Genomic DNA, 16,652 nt, shown 5'->3' on the forward strand with positions numbered 1-16,652 from the left:
ATTAAATTAGTTCAAAATAAAATAGGGGTCAACAGAAAAAGTCACTTATATGAAAATATTTTTACTTTTTTGCTCGATATTTGGACAGTTAAGAAACTGTTGGTTTTGTAACTTGTTGTTTTAAATGTGTTAATAATAGGTTGTTAGGTTTTTTGATGCATTGAATTTTTTCCTTGTGTTTTTTTTGAACAATGCTTATATTTTGTGTAAGCGCTTACATTTGATTGTTCGTCATTGAGTTTTCTAGGACAGAATTGGCTGATTATGACGGCATCAAATTTCAAATAAGCGCTTACATTTATGCGTAATGTAAGTTGTAACACGTTAGGGGCACATGGATGTGATCCTGCTTTTATAAAAATAACCAAATGGAGTGACACGTGTTTGCACAAGGCTCAAACAAACTCTCTTTACAAGAAAAGTTAGGCTATGCCTGCGGCGATATAGCGTCTAATTTTTATTGGCGAGTATTCGACGTATTCTTATTTATATTTTATACCGATGTATTTGGCTTACCTGCAGCTACTGTTGGTACCATGATGTTGGTCACCCGTGTGATAGACGCAGTGTCTGATCCCGCTATGGGCGCGTTAGCCGATCGCACTTCAACTAGGTTTGGCAAATTTAGGCCCTATTTAATTTGGGGCATTATTCCCATTGCAGCAGCAGGTGTGTTGACCTTTACCGTGCCGGACTTAAACGATAGTGGCAAGGTGATATGGGCATACTTAACTTATATCTTCATGATGCTCGCTTATACATTTATTAATGTACCCTACGGTGCATTACTTGGTGTTATTACGTCAGATAGTCAGGAACGTACTACATTAACCAGTTTTAGATTTATCGGTGCCTTTAGCGGTGGAAGTTTAGTCGCATTTATGACGCCTGAACTTGTTAATTGGTTCGGTGGCGATAATGCTCAACAGGGCTGGCAATACACAATGGCGCTTTATGGTGCCATCGCAGCAATCTTGTTTTCGATAACGTTTTTCACAGTAAAAGAACGTATTGCTCCGCCAGAAAACCAACAAACCACGGTTGCGACAGATATCAAAGACTTGTTCGCAAATAAACCATGGTGTGTTTTGTTTGTTTTAGCATTAGTGATCATGGTGACCATTTCGCTGCGAGCAAGTTCAGGGACTTTTTACTTTAAGTACTATGTTGGCGAAGAAAGCCTAATCGGCAGTTTTACTACCGTATATTTATTGGCGTTAGCTGCTGGGGCTGCATTAACGCCCGTAATGACTAAATTTATGGATAAAAAGCCTTTGCTCTTATTGCTAATGACCATAGTAGCGATACTTTCGTTGGCGTTTTATTTTGTACCTAAAGATCAAATAGTCTTGATGTTTGTACTGCAAGCATTAATTGGCTTGGCATTAGGCCCAAAGTCACCATTAGTATTTTCAATGTATGCAGACACTGCTGATTATTCAGAATGGCAAACGGGTAGAAGGGCGACAGCCATGGTGTTCTCCGCTGCCGCGTTTGCTCAAAAACTCGGTGGCGCAATTGCTGGTGCAACCATCGGCTGGATTTTGGCATCACTTGGTTATCAGGCCAATGTCGTGCAAACCGCTAGTTCAGAATCAGGCATTGTGTTGTTAATGACAATAATACCAGCCATTTTCGCTTTTATTGCTGTAGCTATTGTTAACTTTTATCCGTTGTCTTCACAAGAGTTAACCAGAGTTCAACAAGCACTTGAACAGCGAAAAAAAGATTTTGTTAATGCTAAGGAGATGTGCCCGCATGGCAAAGGATAATCAAGTCTTACAAAGTCTGTATCAAATAAAAAAGGGTAGCGTTAGGCTAAGTTCGCCTACTGCTTTGCCGATGGCAAGTGGCTATTTATATAACCAAAATATGTTGATGCAATTAAATTGTCGTGGTTATGCCAGAGCGCAATTTATGCAGCCAGAACCCGCTAAATATAGCCACGGACCAACGTTAGAAGCTAAAACGTTTATCCAACCAGAGCAGTCTTTTTATAAACATCATCCGGGGCGCTTTTTTTATCTAAAAAATAAAGACACTAAACAAATAGCGTCAGTGCCTTATGAACCTTGCCGGGTTGCGCCAAGTAAATATATGTTCGATCAACAGCTGGATCAAATACGGTGGGAGGTGGTTTATCAGCAAGTAAAAGTGACGGTTGTAGTGCAACTGGCAAATGAATATTCAGCAGAGCTTTGGCAAGTAACGTTGAAAAACATCAGCAAGGCTGATGCTAATTTAAGTTTATATCCCTGTTTTAGTATTGGTTATCAATCATGGATGTATCGTGAAGCTTATTATGATGAAACTATTCAAGGCGTGTTGGCAAAGTCGATAACGCCATATCAACGGCTTGAGGATTACTATGCAAACCAGTCATTAAAAGACTGCACATATCTATTGGCTGGTACAGCACCAGATTATTGGCAATGTGATTTAACTTCGTTTGAAGGTGAAGGCGGGCTGTCTTCGCCAGCACAAATTCACGCTGAGAGATTAAATAACCAAGCGGCGAGGTATGAAGACTCTATTGCATTAATGCAATACGATTTAGTGCTTAAAGCCGGTAGCCAAAAAAGCTATTGTTTTGCTTTTGGGCCGGCCAATAATTCTGATGAAATAGCACAACTTAGAACCGCGATATTTAATGGTGAACAATTTAGAAAAGGTGCTGCGTTTTCCGCACAGGTTAAGCCTGTACTTAAATTGCAGGGCGATGATGAATTTCAACACTTTATTAATGATTGGTTGCCAAATCAGGTTAATTACCATGGCACACTTAACCGTTTAACTACCGATCCGCAAACACGAAATTACTTGCAAGACGCGATCGGTATGAACTTTATAAAGCCGGGCCATACTCGTAATGTTCTATTGCGTTCACTATCACAGCAACGAAAAAATGGTGAAATGCCCGATGGCATCTTACTAAGTGAAGCAGCAGAGCTAAAGTATATTAATCAAGTACCTCATGCCGATGCCAATATTTGGCTACCAATAACTTTACTTAGTTATTTAAATGAAACCAATGACACCAGTATATTGGATGAATTAGTGCCTTTTGCTGACGATGAACTACTAACGCCTGTATATCAACATGTAGAGCTTGCATTGGAGTATGTCTTAAACCAGCGAGATGACAGAGGGTTATGCCTTATCTATCAGGGTGATTGGTGTGATCCCATGAATATGGTTGGACACAAAGGGAAAGGGGTGTCGAGCTGGTTATCTTTAGCACTTGCCTATGCTATTAAAAGCTGGATTGAAGTGATTGAAAATTATGGTGGCCACCTTATTCAAGCGGTAGAAACACTGTCTCGGCTTAACCAACTTGTCGAAGAGCTCAATTACACAGTAAACCTATATTGTTGGGAAGGTGATTGGTATGCCAGAGGTATAACTGACGACAATAAGTTATTTGGCGTTGCAGAAGACGTTGAAGGGCGAATTTATCTTAACCCGCAAAGTTGGGCGTTATTAAGTGGTGCCGCGACAGTTGCTAAAAAATACACATTGCTCAACGAAGTAGAGCGACAATTAAATACACCATTTGGCGTTATGATGCTCGCCCCGAGTTACACCAGTTTTAGAGAAGATGTAGGCCGGTTAACGCAAAAGTATCCTGGGACGGCTGAAAATGGTTCTGTCTATAATCATGCGGCGATATTTTATGCCTATGCCTTGTATCAAATTGGCGAATATAACCAAGCATATCAGGTGATAACTAAGATGTTGCCGTCGGTGAAAGATATAGAAACGCGTGGTCAACTCCCTAATTTTATTCCTAACTACTATCGTGGTGCTTACTTTCAATTTCCTTCGCATGCAGGGCGCTCTAGCCAAATGCTAAACACGGGAACCGTTGCGTGGTTATACCGTTGTATTGTAGAGGAGCTGTGCGGCCTTAAAGGGGGAGCGGGGCAGTTAGTCGTAGAACCTAAGTTACCAGACGCTATTGAGCACTTAAGCGGGCAACGCAATTTTATGGGGGCAAACATAGAGTTTTCTATCGAAAAGCATACTGGTGACAGTATCAAGCTAACCGTTAATGGCCAAGAGATAACCGGCAACCGCATAACTGACATCGAAAAAGGCGCTAGCTATCAGCTTAAAATAAAGGTGCCACGATGAGTAATGCACTAATACCATCGCTAATTGTGATAATGGGAGTTAGTGGTACGGGAAAGTCTTCATTAGCTGAGTGTCTTTCAAACCGACTACATTACCGATTTATAGATGCTGATGACTTTCATTCGGACGAAGCAAAGGCCATGATGGCCAATGCTAAGCCGATCACTTCACCTATAAGACAGGCGTGGATAAACCGATTAAGTACCTACTTGTCGGAACTTGCTGTCAAAGGGCAATCGGTCGTGTTGGCTTATTCCGGATTAATCGCTAGCCATCGTAAGCAAATAGCTGCACTACCTTTTAAACACTATCCGTTTTTGTTGATAGGTGACGAAAACACTATTTTTAACCGTATGAAAAACCGTACAAGTCATTTTGCAAATCCCAAATTACTTACCAGTCAAATTAATAGTTTTGAACCTATTACCGAAGAAGAGAGCAACTTAGTGCTATTAAATTTAGAGCAGAGCCTTGAGCAATTAACCGATGAAGTTATATCCATTGTTGTGGCCGAGGAAAGCAAGCAATGAACAAGTATTTAGTCATCATGTTGTGCGGTGCAATGTCGCTTAATGCACAAGGGAAAAATGACATTGAAGCAATGCAAACTGTAGTACCAATTAACGTAGATGGTGTACCTAATGAAGTGCAATGGCAAAAAGCTCAATGGTTGCCAATGAAAGAGGTTATGTTAGGGGAAAGCCCCAGCACCAATGATTTTAATGGCAAATATAAATTGCTATGGGATAAAGAGCACGTGTATTTACTAGCTCGCATAGTTGACGACGTATTATATGACCGTTATTCAAATCCATTAGAGAACTATTGGGATGATGATTGTTTAGAAGTGTTCATTGATGAAGATAATTCTGGCGGCCAGCATTTAAATAACTTCAATGCATTTGCCTACCATGTTGCCTTAGATAATCAAGTAGTTGATATTGCTCCAATTGACGAAAACCAAGGTGCTCCTAAGCTTTTTAATCACCATGTTAACAGTCGTTGGCAACGCAGTAGCGAGCCAGATAACGCCATTTATTGGGAACTTGCGATTAAGTTGTTTCGTGACGATGCTCCTTACGACTTATCTAATGATGTAAAAGTAGAAAATCAGTATCGCGTAACCAATAAAGTCGGGAAAAAGCTAGGGTTTATGCTGGCTTACTGTGACAACGATGGCAGCAAATACCGAGAGCATTTTGTAGGTTCGACTGCAATTACACCGGTAAATGGCGATAAAAATTTAGGCTATAAAACTGCGGATGTCTTTGACACGTTAACCCTAATAAAGCCCAATTAAAGACTGGATTTAATATGAACAATAAACCTAAAGTTTTTCGACTATTTGCGATTTTTTGCGGCCTTTTGGGGTTAGTGGCTCAGTCGTTTGCAAGCCCTGAGAAACGAAATGACGAAGTAGTAGAGCGTAAAGTTCAACAACTCATAGCGAAAATGACTTTGGCAGAAAAAATATCTATGGTGCATGCCAGTGGGAAGTTTCATGTGAATGCGATCCCTCGTCTTGGTATACCGGAACTTTGGTTGTCTGATGGGCCACACGGCGTAAGATATCAAATAGAGCGTGATAGTTGGTCACCTGCCGGTTGGGATAATGACTATTCTACTTACCTGCCGCACTTAACGAGTGTCGCTGCAAGTTGGGATCCAGAAATGGCCAGCCTACATGGCCATGTATTAGGCGCCGAAGCACGAGATAGACAAAAAGATATAATTTTAGGGCCCGGAGTTAATTTGGCGCGATTGCCTCTTTATGGTCGCAACTTCGAGTATATGGGAGAAGATCCTTTTTTGGCTGCGTCTTTGGTGGTACCGGTAGTTAAAGCCATTCAGTCTCACGATGTTGCTGCTAACGCTAAACATTATGCCTTGAATACCCAAGAGCTTAATCGTATTGGTGTTAACGCGATGCCAGATGAACGCACATTACGCGAAGTATACTTGCCCGCATTTGAAGCAGCGGTAAAGCAAGGTGGCGTTTATTCAATTATGGGCGCATACAATGAATATTTTGGCACCAATGCTAACCAGTCTAAACACTTAGTTAAAGAAATCCTCAAACAAGAGTGGGGGTTTGATGGTGTGCTATTAACTGACTGGAACGTCGATATTAATACTTATGACGCAGCGATGAATGGCTTAGATTTGGAAATGGGAACGGAAGCAAAAAGTTATGATGATTACTATTTTGCTAAGCCATTACTTAACCAAATTAAAGCCGGTAAAATTCCAGAGCATGTTCTAGACGATAAAGTCAGTAGGGTACTGCGCTTAATGTACCGTGTTGGGTTATTTGATAAAAACCGTAAACAAGGTCAACGTAACACCAAAACACATCAACTTAATGCTCGCAAAATTGCCGAAGCAGGCGTTGTTTTATTGAAAAATACCGACAATGTTTTACCGCTAAGCAATTCGGTTAAGAGTGTCTTAGTGCTTGGGCCAAATGCCGACAAAATTCATGGTTTAGGCGGAGGCTCGTCTGAGGTTAAAACGCCTTATGAAATAACGCCATTACAAGGATTAAACAATAAACTCGGTAACGCTACTTCGATTAATGTTATGCGTGCTAAATCGGCTGGTGTTATGCCAATAGCCGCTGACTACATTTCAAGTCGCCATTGGACAGGGACACCTGCTTGGACATTTAAACGTTACGCTGATGCGACTAATACTCAGCTTGTAGAAGAAAATTGGATAGTAAACTGCCAATATAAGGCAAGTGACAATACAGTTGAACAGTATATTGAAATGTCAGCAAGTATATCGCCTAAAGATACCGGTAAACATATATTTAAAGTGATTGGTGATGGGCAATTAACACTATCTGTAAATGGCAAACAAGTGTTGCATGAGCAGTTAGCCAATGGCGATGTTGTTGAGTATCAGCAAGCTTTAACGGTTGGTAAGCAATATCAGGTTAGCTTGAGCTATGTTGGAAAAGAGCATTTTACTATTGGCCTGCAAACACCTAACGCGTTATTTACTGAAGAATCTATCTATTTAGCTGCAGCCAAAGAAGCCGATGCGGTAATTTATGTTGGTGGCTTAACGCATGCAGACGATCGCGAAGCGATTGATCGCAGCGACATGAAACTACCAGGTAATCAAGATGAGGTGATAGCCAAACTATTAAAGACCAACCCTAATACCGTGATATTGCTTGTTGCAGGCTCCGCGGTTGAAATGCCATGGGCAGAGCAAGCAAAAGCGATTGTGTGGGGCTGGTATGGTGGCATGGAAGCGGGTAATGCTTTTGCCAATGTATTATTCGGTGATGTGAATCCTAGCGGGAAAATGCCGATTGTATTGCCAAAAAACTTAGCGCAAACCGCCCCGATAATGTTAAATGACTACAACGCTCAAACGTCTAAATACAGCGAAGGGGTATTTATTGGTCATCGATGGTTAGAAAAGCAGAGCCTTTCCCCACTTTTCCCATTCGGCCACGGCCTGTCGTATACTCAGTTTAGCTATGGTAAAGCGCAGCTTTCCGCTCAGAACTTTACAAAAAACAAACCCTTCACGGTTACGTTACCAGTAACGAATACAGGTAAAAAAGCGGGAAGTGAAGTGGTTCAATTATATCTACAAGACGTTGAAGCCAGTGTCCAAAGGCCAATCAAAGAGCTAAAAGGCTTTAAAAAAGTGTACCTGTTACCAGGCGAAACTAAACTGGTGAGTATTGACCTTACATTGCGTGATTTGTCGTTTTGGCATACAGGAAATAATGATTGGCTAGCTGAACGAGGGCAATTTATTGTACACCTTGGCGCTTCACATAAAGATATCAGGCAAGTCGCACGTTTTACGCTTAATTAAGGGAGCGGTACTTTAGCTACTCTCTAAGCTGTTTCTGTATCATAGTGAAATACAAAATAAACATTGTATTTCACGTTACTCCTCCTCTTTTCGTTTTGCTTCACTTCGTTAGCTATCTGATATTTAAGTAATTAATTTTTAGTGGAAAAATTTCGCCAAATTATATTTAATAGAATAAAAATAATACTCGATATAAGAATTCTTGCTTTGTTCATGGAGGGACAATGAATCTACACGTAGAAAATGGAATTTTAATCTATTTAAATCAACTATCTAGCAATGTAAATTTGTCTTCGCGTAAATGTGCGCGCAAGACTTTATACTAAATGCTCGATAATAAGCGTTATACGCAAGGAAGCTCATGCCTCGTCAAAAAATCAAAGTAGGTGATGTATTCTGGGTTCCTATAGAGGATGGTTCATTTGTACTTGGGCAAATTGTTGAAGAACAAAAAGAAGTATTGAACAGCATCACATGTGTGTTTTTTGATTGTCGAGTTAGTTCAATAATTGATGCCGAATTACGATTCGATATTCCGATAAGCTGTCAGTTTGTATCTAGAGAGCTATTCAATTCAGGAAAATGGAAGAGAATAGATAATTTACCGAATCAAATTGAATATACTTTCTTACCTTATCGAGAGACTGAAGATAATGGTTGGATTGGAGCTTCAGTGGTTGGTTCAGCAAATATCACTTCATTTTTAGCTGCTTTTTACGGACTAAGAGAGTGGGATGAAATGTATAACCCAAGCTATTATCAAGCGTTATTGCTTTCTGGAGTAGCGCGAAGGCATTACGATAACAAGGGCATTAACTAACGGGGCACATAACAGTTGGCTTGTCGTTCGTTCCTCGCTAAAGTTTAGCCAAGCATTTATGCGCACATTAGTCAGACATTAGTTAAAAAGGAAGCATATGCTAAATCTGCGAGTATTATTTTTAGCCTTTGCACTTACTGGCTTTAGTGTTGAAGCCATTGAAAAGGGAAGTCAATTGAACGAAGAACAATATATTCCGCCTACAATGCCTGAATACCCAAAGTCATATGATGATGTGATGAGCACTTTGGCTCCTCATTATCAGGCAGAACAGCCTTTAGACTACTTTTTCGAACTCTATATCATTAACGTATTGGAAAAAATGCCGAATGAAACAGAAGTTGCACTTCAAGAGTTTAATCGGAAACACCCAAGTTTTTTCGAGTCAACTAATGGTGATTGGAAAGCTTTTGTTAAAAAACAACTTAAATTATCAAGCACAATAGAAGTGGCAATATGGGATTTATGGATTCGTAATTCAGCCAATGCAAAACAGAACGGCTGGAATTACCACCCTTGGCATTTTGCCCGGAACTTTCTGGATAATTATTTTGCGGAAGGTAGCAAAGTAGATATGTGGGAAGGTAATTCATTGAACATGGCAAAACAAAGAATTGCCGTGTTCCGTGGAAATGGTAACTAACAAGTAACTTAAAAGGACGCAAAACACTTGGCTTGCGCTCCTTCGTCGCTAATTTTAGCCAAGCATTTATGCGCCCATTGGCAAGGCGTTAGGTTTCAAAAGGAGTTGAGATGAAATTATATTTTTGTTGTTTTTATGCAATGTTAGGCATTATACAAGGGTGCAGTTCCAATAGCAGTTATACATCAAACCACAAATGCTTGGATGTAGCTAACGAGTTGCACGAATTAGCTACCAGTAATGTTGCTGGAATATCATTGAATATGCCGAATAATGAAGGCTCGGTATATTTCAGAATGAATGAAGGACAAATAAAGGCTATTTGCTCTTCTGCCAACTTCAAAATTACGAATAGAGGGCTTGTTACTTCGACACCTAACCAAGATGTTTACTACTTTCAAAATTCTGAAGTTGAACTCGTTGATGCTCGCAAGAGTACCAACGGACTTTGGTATTCGAAACTAACACCAAAAAATAAAAATCAATGGTTCGCTGTTTTTGTGCCAACCAAAACATAACAAGCGCATTAAGTAAATAGACGTCCAAAGCTTAGCTCATATTCATTCTTCACATTTTAGCAAACTATTATCAGCCCCTGAATGGGGCGTCATATCTAATAAGGAAGGTTTGTGAACATTATCCAAGCGGAAATTAACAATTTAGATTCGGTGGCAGAGCTGTTCGACCTGTATAGGCAGTTTTATAAACAGGCACCGGACTTAACGGCTTCTAAAGAATTCATTGCAAATAGATTAGCGTTGAAAGATTCTATAATCTTTTTGGCTTTATCCGATGATAATACACCTATTGGTTTTACTCAGCTTTATCCTGCATTTTTATCTGTGGCCATGAAACCAATGCTTTATTTAAACGATTTGTTTGTCTTATCTGAACAACGTAAATCAGGTACTGGTAAAGCGTTACTCGATGCGGCATATGACTTCGCATTAACCAATGGTTTTGGTCAATTAAAGCTAGCGACAGCCATAGATAACGATACAGCAAAGTCTTTATACGAAAGTAGTGGTTATAATAAAGTAACCGCTTTTGATCACTACACTCGAAAAGTCGAGGCATAACAGGCTGTGTTAATGCAAATTGCTTAGGCTTAGCTCAGATTCTTTTATGTGTACAGTATATCCAAGCATTTTCACCTCTTTGCGGGGGGATGTGCAAACTGTAATTAGCTTTAGGAGCAGTGACGGCGTGAAAAGGTTTGGAAGAATAGTTGTGCTAAATGGAACGTCAAGTTCTGGTAAAACCACGCTAGCTAAAGAAATACAGGCAAAGTGCTCAGAGGTATACTTACATTGCGCTTTGGATGCCTTTTGGGATATGACACCTATTGGAGTCCCCGCTGGTTCTAAAAACTTTCCGAATATGAAGTTGGCTATTGCAAAGTCGATAAAAGCGTTAGCAGAAACAGGTCACAATGTTATTTTGGATATAGTATTTTGTGGTCAGAAAACATATTTCGAAATAACTGAAGAGCTTAAAGGGTTCGATGTGAAAATCGTAAAAGTTGAGTGTCCATTATCAGAATTAGAAAATCGAGAGTTAGTTCGCGGCAATCGTGCTATTGGTCTAGCTAAATCTCAATTTGACAGTATTCATGTAGGGGTTAAGTACGACTTAACTGTTAATACGTTTGAGCAATCTCTTGAAAATTGCGCACAAAAGATAATAAATAATTTATCGTAAATGGCATTTTATATGCTGTTTTATTGCGACCAAACAACAAGTAGTGGTTGGTTATGTTTCGCTTCACTTTACAATAATAACGCAATCAATGTTTAGCCTGTTAATGGGGCGTAACATGCCATTTAGGTTTGGAAAAGGTTAAATATGTTATGGAAAAATTAGTTGTCATTAGAAACGCGCAAGAAAGTGATCATCCGTTTATATTTGAGTTATCACCTTATCTAGCTGAAGTTGCTCAGTTAGCGTGGCATACCGAAGACGTTATTCAAAAAATGCAAAATGATTATATTTCACAGATGCTGGCTGAAACATCTCAACCATGTTGTACATTTATTGCTGAAGCTAATCAAGTTCCATTAGGCTTTATCCATGTTCGTACCCACAAGGACAGTATTTCAGAAGAAACTTGTGGAACAATACCGCTTCTTGCTGTATCCCCTAAATCGCAAGGGTTAGGTATTGGCAAGCAACTTATCAGTCATGCTGAAAACTGGGCTAAACAATTAGGATGTCGGTTGTTACACCTAGAGGTTTTTGCCAACAATAAAAAAGCGAATAGCTTCTACCAAAATATAGGGTTTAAACCTGAAACTGTGCATATGATAAAACCAATATAGTGTTTTACATATTACAGGCGATTAAAGACGATATTGCCGAAGCTTAATTCATTGTTGCGTTCTAGACAATTTCGCAAACTATTAACCAGTCCTAATGTGGGTGTTTATTTTTGGAGTTTTAATGAGATTTAGATGTTGGCTATTTGTTTCATTAATGTTGAATAGCGGTTTTGTATTTTCAAAGTCTAATTTAGAAAAAGAGCTTTCATTGATTGCTAATCAGTTTATTAGTGAAAGTGGATATGTGGGTTTGTCAGTTGCCGCGCAACAAGGAGGTAAAGAGCTATTTAACCTATCATTCGGTCATACAGATATTGAAAGAACTCATCCATTCACAATGAACACAGTAGTGGCGCTGGGTTCAAATATGAAAGTTGTCACTGCAAACTTTATTCACCAGCTTTCCGAACAACAAAAAATAGACATAAACGCGCCGTTCGGTCGCTATTTACGCAACAATATTAAATATGGCAATAAAGTGAAAATAAAGGACTTGCTTTGTCACACTTCAGGGTTACCCAATGTTTTTGGTGAAGGGGAGTTTTTAGATTATCACTGGGAAAAGGCGCTTTCTAAAAAAGAGCTGTTGGATCGAATTAATTCCAGTGTTATTAACCCCGTGCCTAATAACAAGTATGAATACAATAATACCGGCTATTTAATTTTAGGTTGGATTATTGAAGATGTAACAGGGATGACTTTAGGAGATTACACGCGAGAACATTTAATTAAGCCGCATAATTTGCAAAAAACGTATTATTTAGGGGATACGTTTCACATTCCTAACTTCTCTGACGGATTTCAAAGTAAAAATGGAAATTTGCAAGCTATTCCTCAGGAAGAACTCATAGAGTATAGAGTAGTGGGTGGCGCTGGCGCACTTGGTGGCACCCTTAGCGATTACAACAAATGGTTTTCTCTTGTCGCAAAGGGGAAATTAGTATCTGCAAAAACTAAACAGCTTATGCAGACTCCATGTAAGTTAAACTCGGGCGAGAACGCCCCAGAAGCGCTAGGCATTGAGTGGAGCGAAGTAGAAGGTGAAAAAGCACTTAATGGTGGTGGAGTAGTAAATGGATTTCTGTCACTTTCATATTATTTTCCTGAGTACGATTTAACGATAGGCTTTGTCGGTAACACAGAAACCGATTGGATAGCGTTTTATGAAAAATACTTTGCTACGGTGTTGAGGTGGTATAAAAATCAACATTAGGCGTTTAAAGAGGGTACGTAACGGTTGAATGTTGCTTTTCCTCAAATTTTTAACTAGTACTTGTTAGCCCTAGGTTAGGGGATTTATTTTAACTATTGGAGTTTTTATGAAGCCTAAAGAGTTAGTGGAATTATGGGTAAAAGCCTTTAATGAAGGTGATGCGGATAAAATAGCGAAGCTCTATTCTGAAGAGGCGATAAATCACCAAGTAGCAAATGAGCCTGTTGAAGGTAAAGCTGCGATTCGCAATATGTTTGCTGAAGAGTTTGCAAATGCCGAGATGGTTTGTATTACTGAGAATATTTTCCAAGACGGTAATTGGGCAATTTTAGAATGGAAAGATCCAATTGGTTTAAGAGGCTGTGGTTTCTTTAAAATAGAAAATGACCTAATTGTTTTTCAACGTGGCTATTGGGATAAGTTAAGCTTTTTAAAAGCGCATAATTTACCTATTCCAGAGTAATAACATGCTTTTAGTTATAAAGCACAACTAACCGGAGAGAGTATGTCTAATTATATTGATGGATTCGTTTTTCCAATTGCTATCGAACATCTTAACGAATATAAACGACTATCTGAAAAAGTAGCAGACATATGGAAGGAACACGGCGCATTAGACTACCTAGAATTTGTTGGTGATGACATGGAGCTAGCCGGGACTCGTTCGTTCACTGACGCAATAGCAGCAAAAGAAAATGAAATTATAGTGTTTGGCTGGGTCGTATTTGAATCTCGTGAAACACGAGACTTGGCCAACAAAAAAGTCGCAGCAGACCCTAGAATGAAGGATTTGCATGAATTCTCTGAAGCTGGCTTTAATGCAGAAAGAATGGCCTACGGAGGCTTTAAATCCGTTAGTTAAATTGCTAACAAAAAGTTAAGTTAATGAGCATTTTATTGCAGCTAGAGGCAATGAGAATTATTAAGGAAATTATGCGTAAATCTGATAAGAAAATTGACAACAAACTCCGCATAGCGTTAACCGATGTTTGTGAACTCGCATTAAAGAATATAGAAGGGTTTCAATGGCTCACGCATATTGTTAATTACGCTAATTTTCCACAAAGTCTAAAAGTTGTGTGTGTGTTTGATACCAATGAACATCTAGATAGTTATTGGCAATCCACTAAAAATCAGTTACTTGTATCGCTAGTAGCACAGGAGTTTACGCGCATTGGTATCAATGTGAAAAGTGCTAGCAAACATATAAGCTATGACACAGAAGAAAATTGTACCTATCAACACGAAGGTAATTGGGCCCGCAGGTTAGGCTAACTAGCTGTTCTTTTTCAACTATTAATGAAATGTTGAAATTGATAGTTCAGGTGGCTTTATAATTAATATCCCACAATTAATTTAGTATTTAAAACGTATTTAGTGAAAGGAGAGAGGATATATGAAAATTGTGAAATTGATCCTGACTTTGCTCATCGCGTTGCTAAGCATTGCTGCTGGTGTTGCTAAGGTAATGGCTGTGCCAGAAGAAGTTCAGTTTCTAAACAGCTTTGGATTTAATGCAATGCTTATTATGATATATGGGGTTATTCAGATAATCGGTGGTGTTTTATTCGCGATACCAAAAACGATAAAGTGGGGCGCGGCCATTATCATAGTGGGATTTTGTATTTCTACTGTACTTATTATCTTAGATGGTAATTATGTCTTTGCATTGACGTCTCTGTTACCCATTGTGTTAGCGGTATTCGTGCTTTGGCAATCTAATAGTGTTAAATCAGCAGGGTAATTAGCTGCATTACACTACATTATTTTAAGTTCATAAATAGCTACCCGTTAGTCAGGGATAGTCATAAAAGGATATTCGATGATCGATTTTAATAATAAAGGTTTTTTCAAACTTAAACAGAATTCAGATTTTGCAGAAAAAGTAAGAGACTTACTTATCGATGATGAACATATTGTCGATTCATATAAAACAATGCGTGATGGCGTAGTATTTACTAGTAAGAGAATAATCGCGGTAAACGTACAAGGGATTACGGGTAGTAAGAAAGATTTCACCTCGTTGCCTTATAAAAATATCGTAGCCTATTCTATAGAAACGTCTGGCACGTTCGATCTTGACTCCGAATTAGAGATATATTTTTCTGCGCTAGGAAAAGTAAAGTTCGAGTTTACCGGTGAATCTTCAATGCTTGAAATTTCAAAAATTATTTCTGGTTATTTACTGTAAAAACGCATCTTCTTTAACAACGCCAAAAACTGATTAACATCAGCTTGACTAATGTTTAAGTCGACACCATGTCATAGGAATGACGTAATATAGTAAGGATAACTAGATGGAATATCTTTTAGCTGTGGTTTTATTTGCCGTGTCGTCTTCTGTGACGCCTGGTCCAAATAATATTATGGTGATGACTTCAGGATTAAACTTTGGCGTTAAAAGAAGCTTACCATTGCTGGCTGGCATTTGCGTTGGTTTCACGTTAATGCTGTTGCTTGTCGGGGTAGGATTTTCCCAGTTATTTGATTTGTTTCCTTTTTTGCATTTCATCATAAAGTGTATTGGTGTTTTGTACTTATTATATCTCGCTTATCTCATAGCACGCTCTGCTGGAAATCTTGAATCTAATGAACAACATCAGCCGTTTACGTTTTTAAAAGGCGCGTTGTTTCAATGGGTAAATGGCAAGGCGTGGGTGGTTGCAACTGGTGCTGTCGCAGCTTTCACTACTGCAGGTACTAACTTTTACAGTCAGATTGTTATGATATCGACAACTTTTTTTGCCGTATCATTTCCATGCGTGGGTGTTTGGCTATTATTTGGCTCATTGCTAAAAAATGCGCTAAATAGCGCTAAAAGTAGAATGATCTTTAACTATACAATGTCAGCTTTATTAGTGTTGTCAGTTATCCCTGTAGTTAAGGAAGTTGTGCAGCAGATCAGTTGACTCTAAATGCTTATTTAAAGTCAACATCCTTAAATATCATTGCTAATCTTTTGTATCCACAGGCAGATACTTATAACCATTAATCATTGAAGAAACTAGAGCACTTCGTTCTCGACGCTCAGCAATTATTACCCCAAAAATATGTAGCGGTATTAGGAAAATCAATCCATAAAAAGCGTATATATGAGCAGTTATAAACGGCTTTCTTACTTCTCTCATCGCTTTATATGCACTTTCATCAATGTTTACTTTAGAATAAGGCTTAACGTCTTCTAGTTTGTTTTTATCAATGGCAACACTTTCCGCGAAGTAGCGTCCTAGTGGTGGATAATATATATCTGTTCCCGCTATCACTAGTCCAGAAACTGTTTGCACCAGCATTAATGTCATCAACGCTAAAACCATTAATTTTCCTAATGGGTTATGTCCTTTATAAGTGGGCTGTTTGTTTTGTATAAACTCGCGTAATTCACGTGCAAATTTTTTATTAAATGGTAATGTTTTGCTCCATTTTTCATAAGTGGTACCAATAAAGCCAAATAAAATACGAATAAATAAATTTAATGCAAACACATAGCCGACAAATACATGTAAGGTTTTTAATAGAATTTTCCCGTCGGTACTTATACCGAAAGTTTTACTATTAAGAATAATCACGCCAATAGCTACTAACAAAGTAATGGCAATAACATTCAGCCAATGAAAAAACCTAATTTTTCTGCTCCATACATAAATTTGTTTTCTTTCTGTATCCATAGCAACCTCGTTGAAATAA

Annotated in this window: 19 protein-coding genes; 18 read left to right on the top strand and 1 reads right to left on the bottom strand. The window is 38.7% G+C overall.

Going from position 1 to position 16,652, the window contains the following annotated elements:
• Positions 1-380 precede the first annotated feature (380 nt).
• The 18 genes from HII17_RS08075 (at position 381) to HII17_RS08160 (ending at position 15,877) form a co-directional block, all read left to right on the top strand.
• Positions 381-1,772 carry an MFS transporter gene (locus tag HII17_RS08075; protein ID WP_169074823.1) on the top strand — a complete coding sequence of 464 codons (1,392 nt, stop codon included), beginning with the start codon at positions 381-383 and terminating at the stop codon, positions 1,770-1,772.
• The gene (locus HII17_RS08080) at positions 1,759-4,134 is read left to right on the top strand and encodes a GH36-type glycosyl hydrolase domain-containing protein (RefSeq protein ID WP_169074824.1); all 2,376 of its coding nucleotides are present in this window, start codon (positions 1,759-1,761) and stop codon (positions 4,132-4,134) included. The genes HII17_RS08075 and HII17_RS08080 overlap by 14 nt, the downstream gene beginning before the upstream one ends.
• Entirely contained in the window at positions 4,131-4,664 is a 534-nt protein-coding gene (locus HII17_RS08085; RefSeq protein ID WP_169074825.1) for a gluconokinase, read from the top strand. The genes HII17_RS08080 and HII17_RS08085 overlap by 4 nt, the downstream gene beginning before the upstream one ends.
• Positions 4,661-5,434 carry a sugar-binding protein gene (locus tag HII17_RS08090; RefSeq protein WP_169074826.1) on the top strand — a complete coding sequence of 258 codons (774 nt, stop codon included), beginning with the start codon at positions 4,661-4,663 and terminating at the stop codon, positions 5,432-5,434. The genes HII17_RS08085 and HII17_RS08090 overlap by 4 nt, the downstream gene beginning before the upstream one ends.
• A 14-nt stretch (positions 5,435-5,448) precedes the next feature.
• Positions 5,449-7,974 carry a glycoside hydrolase family 3 C-terminal domain-containing protein gene (locus tag HII17_RS08095; protein WP_169074827.1) on the top strand — a complete coding sequence of 842 codons (2,526 nt, stop codon included), beginning with the start codon at positions 5,449-5,451 and terminating at the stop codon, positions 7,972-7,974.
• Positions 7,975-8,335: 361 nt separating this feature from the next.
• Positions 8,336-8,794: an Imm26 family immunity protein gene (locus HII17_RS08100; RefSeq protein WP_169074828.1), complete on the top strand. Its 459-nt coding sequence runs from the start codon at positions 8,336-8,338 to the stop codon at positions 8,792-8,794.
• 97 nt (positions 8,795-8,891) lie between these two features.
• Positions 8,892-9,437 carry a hypothetical protein gene (locus HII17_RS18960; RefSeq protein WP_211185283.1) on the top strand — a complete coding sequence of 182 codons (546 nt, stop codon included), beginning with the start codon at positions 8,892-8,894 and terminating at the stop codon, positions 9,435-9,437.
• A 110-nt stretch (positions 9,438-9,547) separates the two neighbouring features.
• Positions 9,548-9,955, top strand: a complete 408-nt coding sequence (locus tag HII17_RS08110; RefSeq protein WP_169074829.1) for a hypothetical protein — start codon at positions 9,548-9,550, stop codon at positions 9,953-9,955.
• A gap of 111 nt (positions 9,956-10,066) precedes the next feature.
• Positions 10,067-10,516, top strand: a complete 450-nt coding sequence (locus HII17_RS08115; protein WP_169074830.1) for a GNAT family N-acetyltransferase — start codon at positions 10,067-10,069, stop codon at positions 10,514-10,516.
• Between the two features lie 127 nt (positions 10,517-10,643).
• Positions 10,644-11,138 carry a chloramphenicol phosphotransferase CPT family protein gene (locus HII17_RS08120; protein ID WP_169074831.1) on the top strand — a complete coding sequence of 165 codons (495 nt, stop codon included), beginning with the start codon at positions 10,644-10,646 and terminating at the stop codon, positions 11,136-11,138.
• A gap of 149 nt (positions 11,139-11,287) precedes the next feature.
• On the top strand, positions 11,288-11,755 hold the full coding sequence (locus HII17_RS08125; protein ID WP_169074832.1) for a GNAT family N-acetyltransferase: 468 nt from the start codon (positions 11,288-11,290) through the stop codon (positions 11,753-11,755).
• 121 nt (positions 11,756-11,876) lie between these two features.
• Positions 11,877-12,968 (top strand): serine hydrolase domain-containing protein, encoded by a 1,092-nt coding sequence (locus HII17_RS08130; protein ID WP_169074833.1) that lies wholly within the window; start codon positions 11,877-11,879, stop codon positions 12,966-12,968.
• 106 nt (positions 12,969-13,074) lie between these two features.
• Positions 13,075-13,431, top strand: coding sequence for a nuclear transport factor 2 family protein (locus HII17_RS08135; RefSeq protein WP_169074834.1), 357 nt, complete (start codon positions 13,075-13,077; stop codon positions 13,429-13,431).
• Positions 13,432-13,473: 42 nt separating this feature from the next.
• A complete protein-coding gene (locus HII17_RS08140; RefSeq protein WP_169074835.1) occupies positions 13,474-13,830 on the top strand; it encodes a DUF1428 domain-containing protein in 357 nt (118 codons plus the stop codon).
• 23 nt (positions 13,831-13,853) lie between these two features.
• On the top strand, positions 13,854-14,243 hold the full coding sequence (locus HII17_RS08145) for a Fis family transcriptional regulator (protein ID WP_235938673.1): 390 nt from the start codon (positions 13,854-13,856) through the stop codon (positions 14,241-14,243).
• 121 nt (positions 14,244-14,364) lie between these two features.
• The gene (locus HII17_RS08150) at positions 14,365-14,712 is read left to right on the top strand and encodes a DoxX family protein (protein WP_169074836.1); all 348 of its coding nucleotides are present in this window, start codon (positions 14,365-14,367) and stop codon (positions 14,710-14,712) included.
• Positions 14,713-14,790: 78 nt separating this feature from the next.
• A complete protein-coding gene (locus tag HII17_RS08155) occupies positions 14,791-15,159 on the top strand; it encodes a PH domain-containing protein (protein WP_169074837.1) in 369 nt (122 codons plus the stop codon).
• A 106-nt stretch (positions 15,160-15,265) separates the two neighbouring features.
• On the top strand, positions 15,266-15,877 hold the full coding sequence (locus tag HII17_RS08160) for a LysE family translocator (RefSeq protein WP_169074838.1): 612 nt from the start codon (positions 15,266-15,268) through the stop codon (positions 15,875-15,877).
• 42 nt (positions 15,878-15,919) lie between these two features.
• On the opposite strand, the gene HII17_RS08165 is transcribed toward HII17_RS08160, so the two are convergent.
• Positions 15,920-16,633, bottom strand: coding sequence for a cytochrome b/b6 domain-containing protein (locus HII17_RS08165; protein WP_169074839.1), 714 nt, complete (start codon positions 16,631-16,633; stop codon positions 15,920-15,922).
• Between the last annotated feature and the right edge of the window lie 19 nt (positions 16,634-16,652).

Source organism: Thalassotalea algicola, assembly GCF_012932965.1.
Lineage (GTDB): Bacteria > Pseudomonadota > Gammaproteobacteria > Enterobacterales > Alteromonadaceae > Thalassotalea_F > Thalassotalea_F algicola.

Excerpts from the sequence above, each read along its gene's own strand:
- HII17_RS08090 (WP_169074826.1), top strand. The coding sequence starts at position 4,661 with ATGAACAAGTATTTAGTCATCATGTTGTGCGGTGCAATGTCGCTTAAT.
- HII17_RS08130 (WP_169074833.1), top strand. The coding sequence starts at position 11,877 with ATGAGATTTAGATGTTGGCTATTTGTTTCATTAATGTTGAATAGCGGT.
- HII17_RS08080 (WP_169074824.1), top strand. The coding sequence starts at position 1,759 with ATGGCAAAGGATAATCAAGTCTTACAAAGTCTGTATCAAATAAAAAAG.
- HII17_RS08095 (WP_169074827.1), top strand. The coding sequence starts at position 5,449 with ATGAACAATAAACCTAAAGTTTTTCGACTATTTGCGATTTTTTGCGGC.
- HII17_RS08155 (WP_169074837.1), top strand. The coding sequence starts at position 14,791 with ATGATCGATTTTAATAATAAAGGTTTTTTCAAACTTAAACAGAATTCA.
- HII17_RS08135 (WP_169074834.1), top strand. The coding sequence starts at position 13,075 with ATGAAGCCTAAAGAGTTAGTGGAATTATGGGTAAAAGCCTTTAATGAA.
- HII17_RS08145 (WP_235938673.1), top strand. The coding sequence starts at position 13,854 with ATGAGCATTTTATTGCAGCTAGAGGCAATGAGAATTATTAAGGAAATT.
- HII17_RS08140 (WP_169074835.1), top strand. The coding sequence starts at position 13,474 with ATGTCTAATTATATTGATGGATTCGTTTTTCCAATTGCTATCGAACAT.
- HII17_RS08110 (WP_169074829.1), top strand. The coding sequence starts at position 9,548 with ATGAAATTATATTTTTGTTGTTTTTATGCAATGTTAGGCATTATACAA.
- HII17_RS08150 (WP_169074836.1), top strand. The coding sequence starts at position 14,365 with ATGAAAATTGTGAAATTGATCCTGACTTTGCTCATCGCGTTGCTAAGC.
- HII17_RS08160 (WP_169074838.1), top strand. The coding sequence starts at position 15,266 with ATGGAATATCTTTTAGCTGTGGTTTTATTTGCCGTGTCGTCTTCTGTG.
- HII17_RS08125 (WP_169074832.1), top strand. The coding sequence starts at position 11,288 with ATGGAAAAATTAGTTGTCATTAGAAACGCGCAAGAAAGTGATCATCCG.
- HII17_RS18960 (WP_211185283.1), top strand. The coding sequence starts at position 8,892 with ATGCTAAATCTGCGAGTATTATTTTTAGCCTTTGCACTTACTGGCTTT.
- HII17_RS08100 (WP_169074828.1), top strand. The coding sequence starts at position 8,336 with ATGCCTCGTCAAAAAATCAAAGTAGGTGATGTATTCTGGGTTCCTATA.
- HII17_RS08165 (WP_169074839.1), bottom strand. The coding sequence starts at position 16,633 with ATGGATACAGAAAGAAAACAAATTTATGTATGGAGCAGAAAAATTAGG.
- HII17_RS08085 (WP_169074825.1), top strand. The coding sequence starts at position 4,131 with ATGAGTAATGCACTAATACCATCGCTAATTGTGATAATGGGAGTTAGT.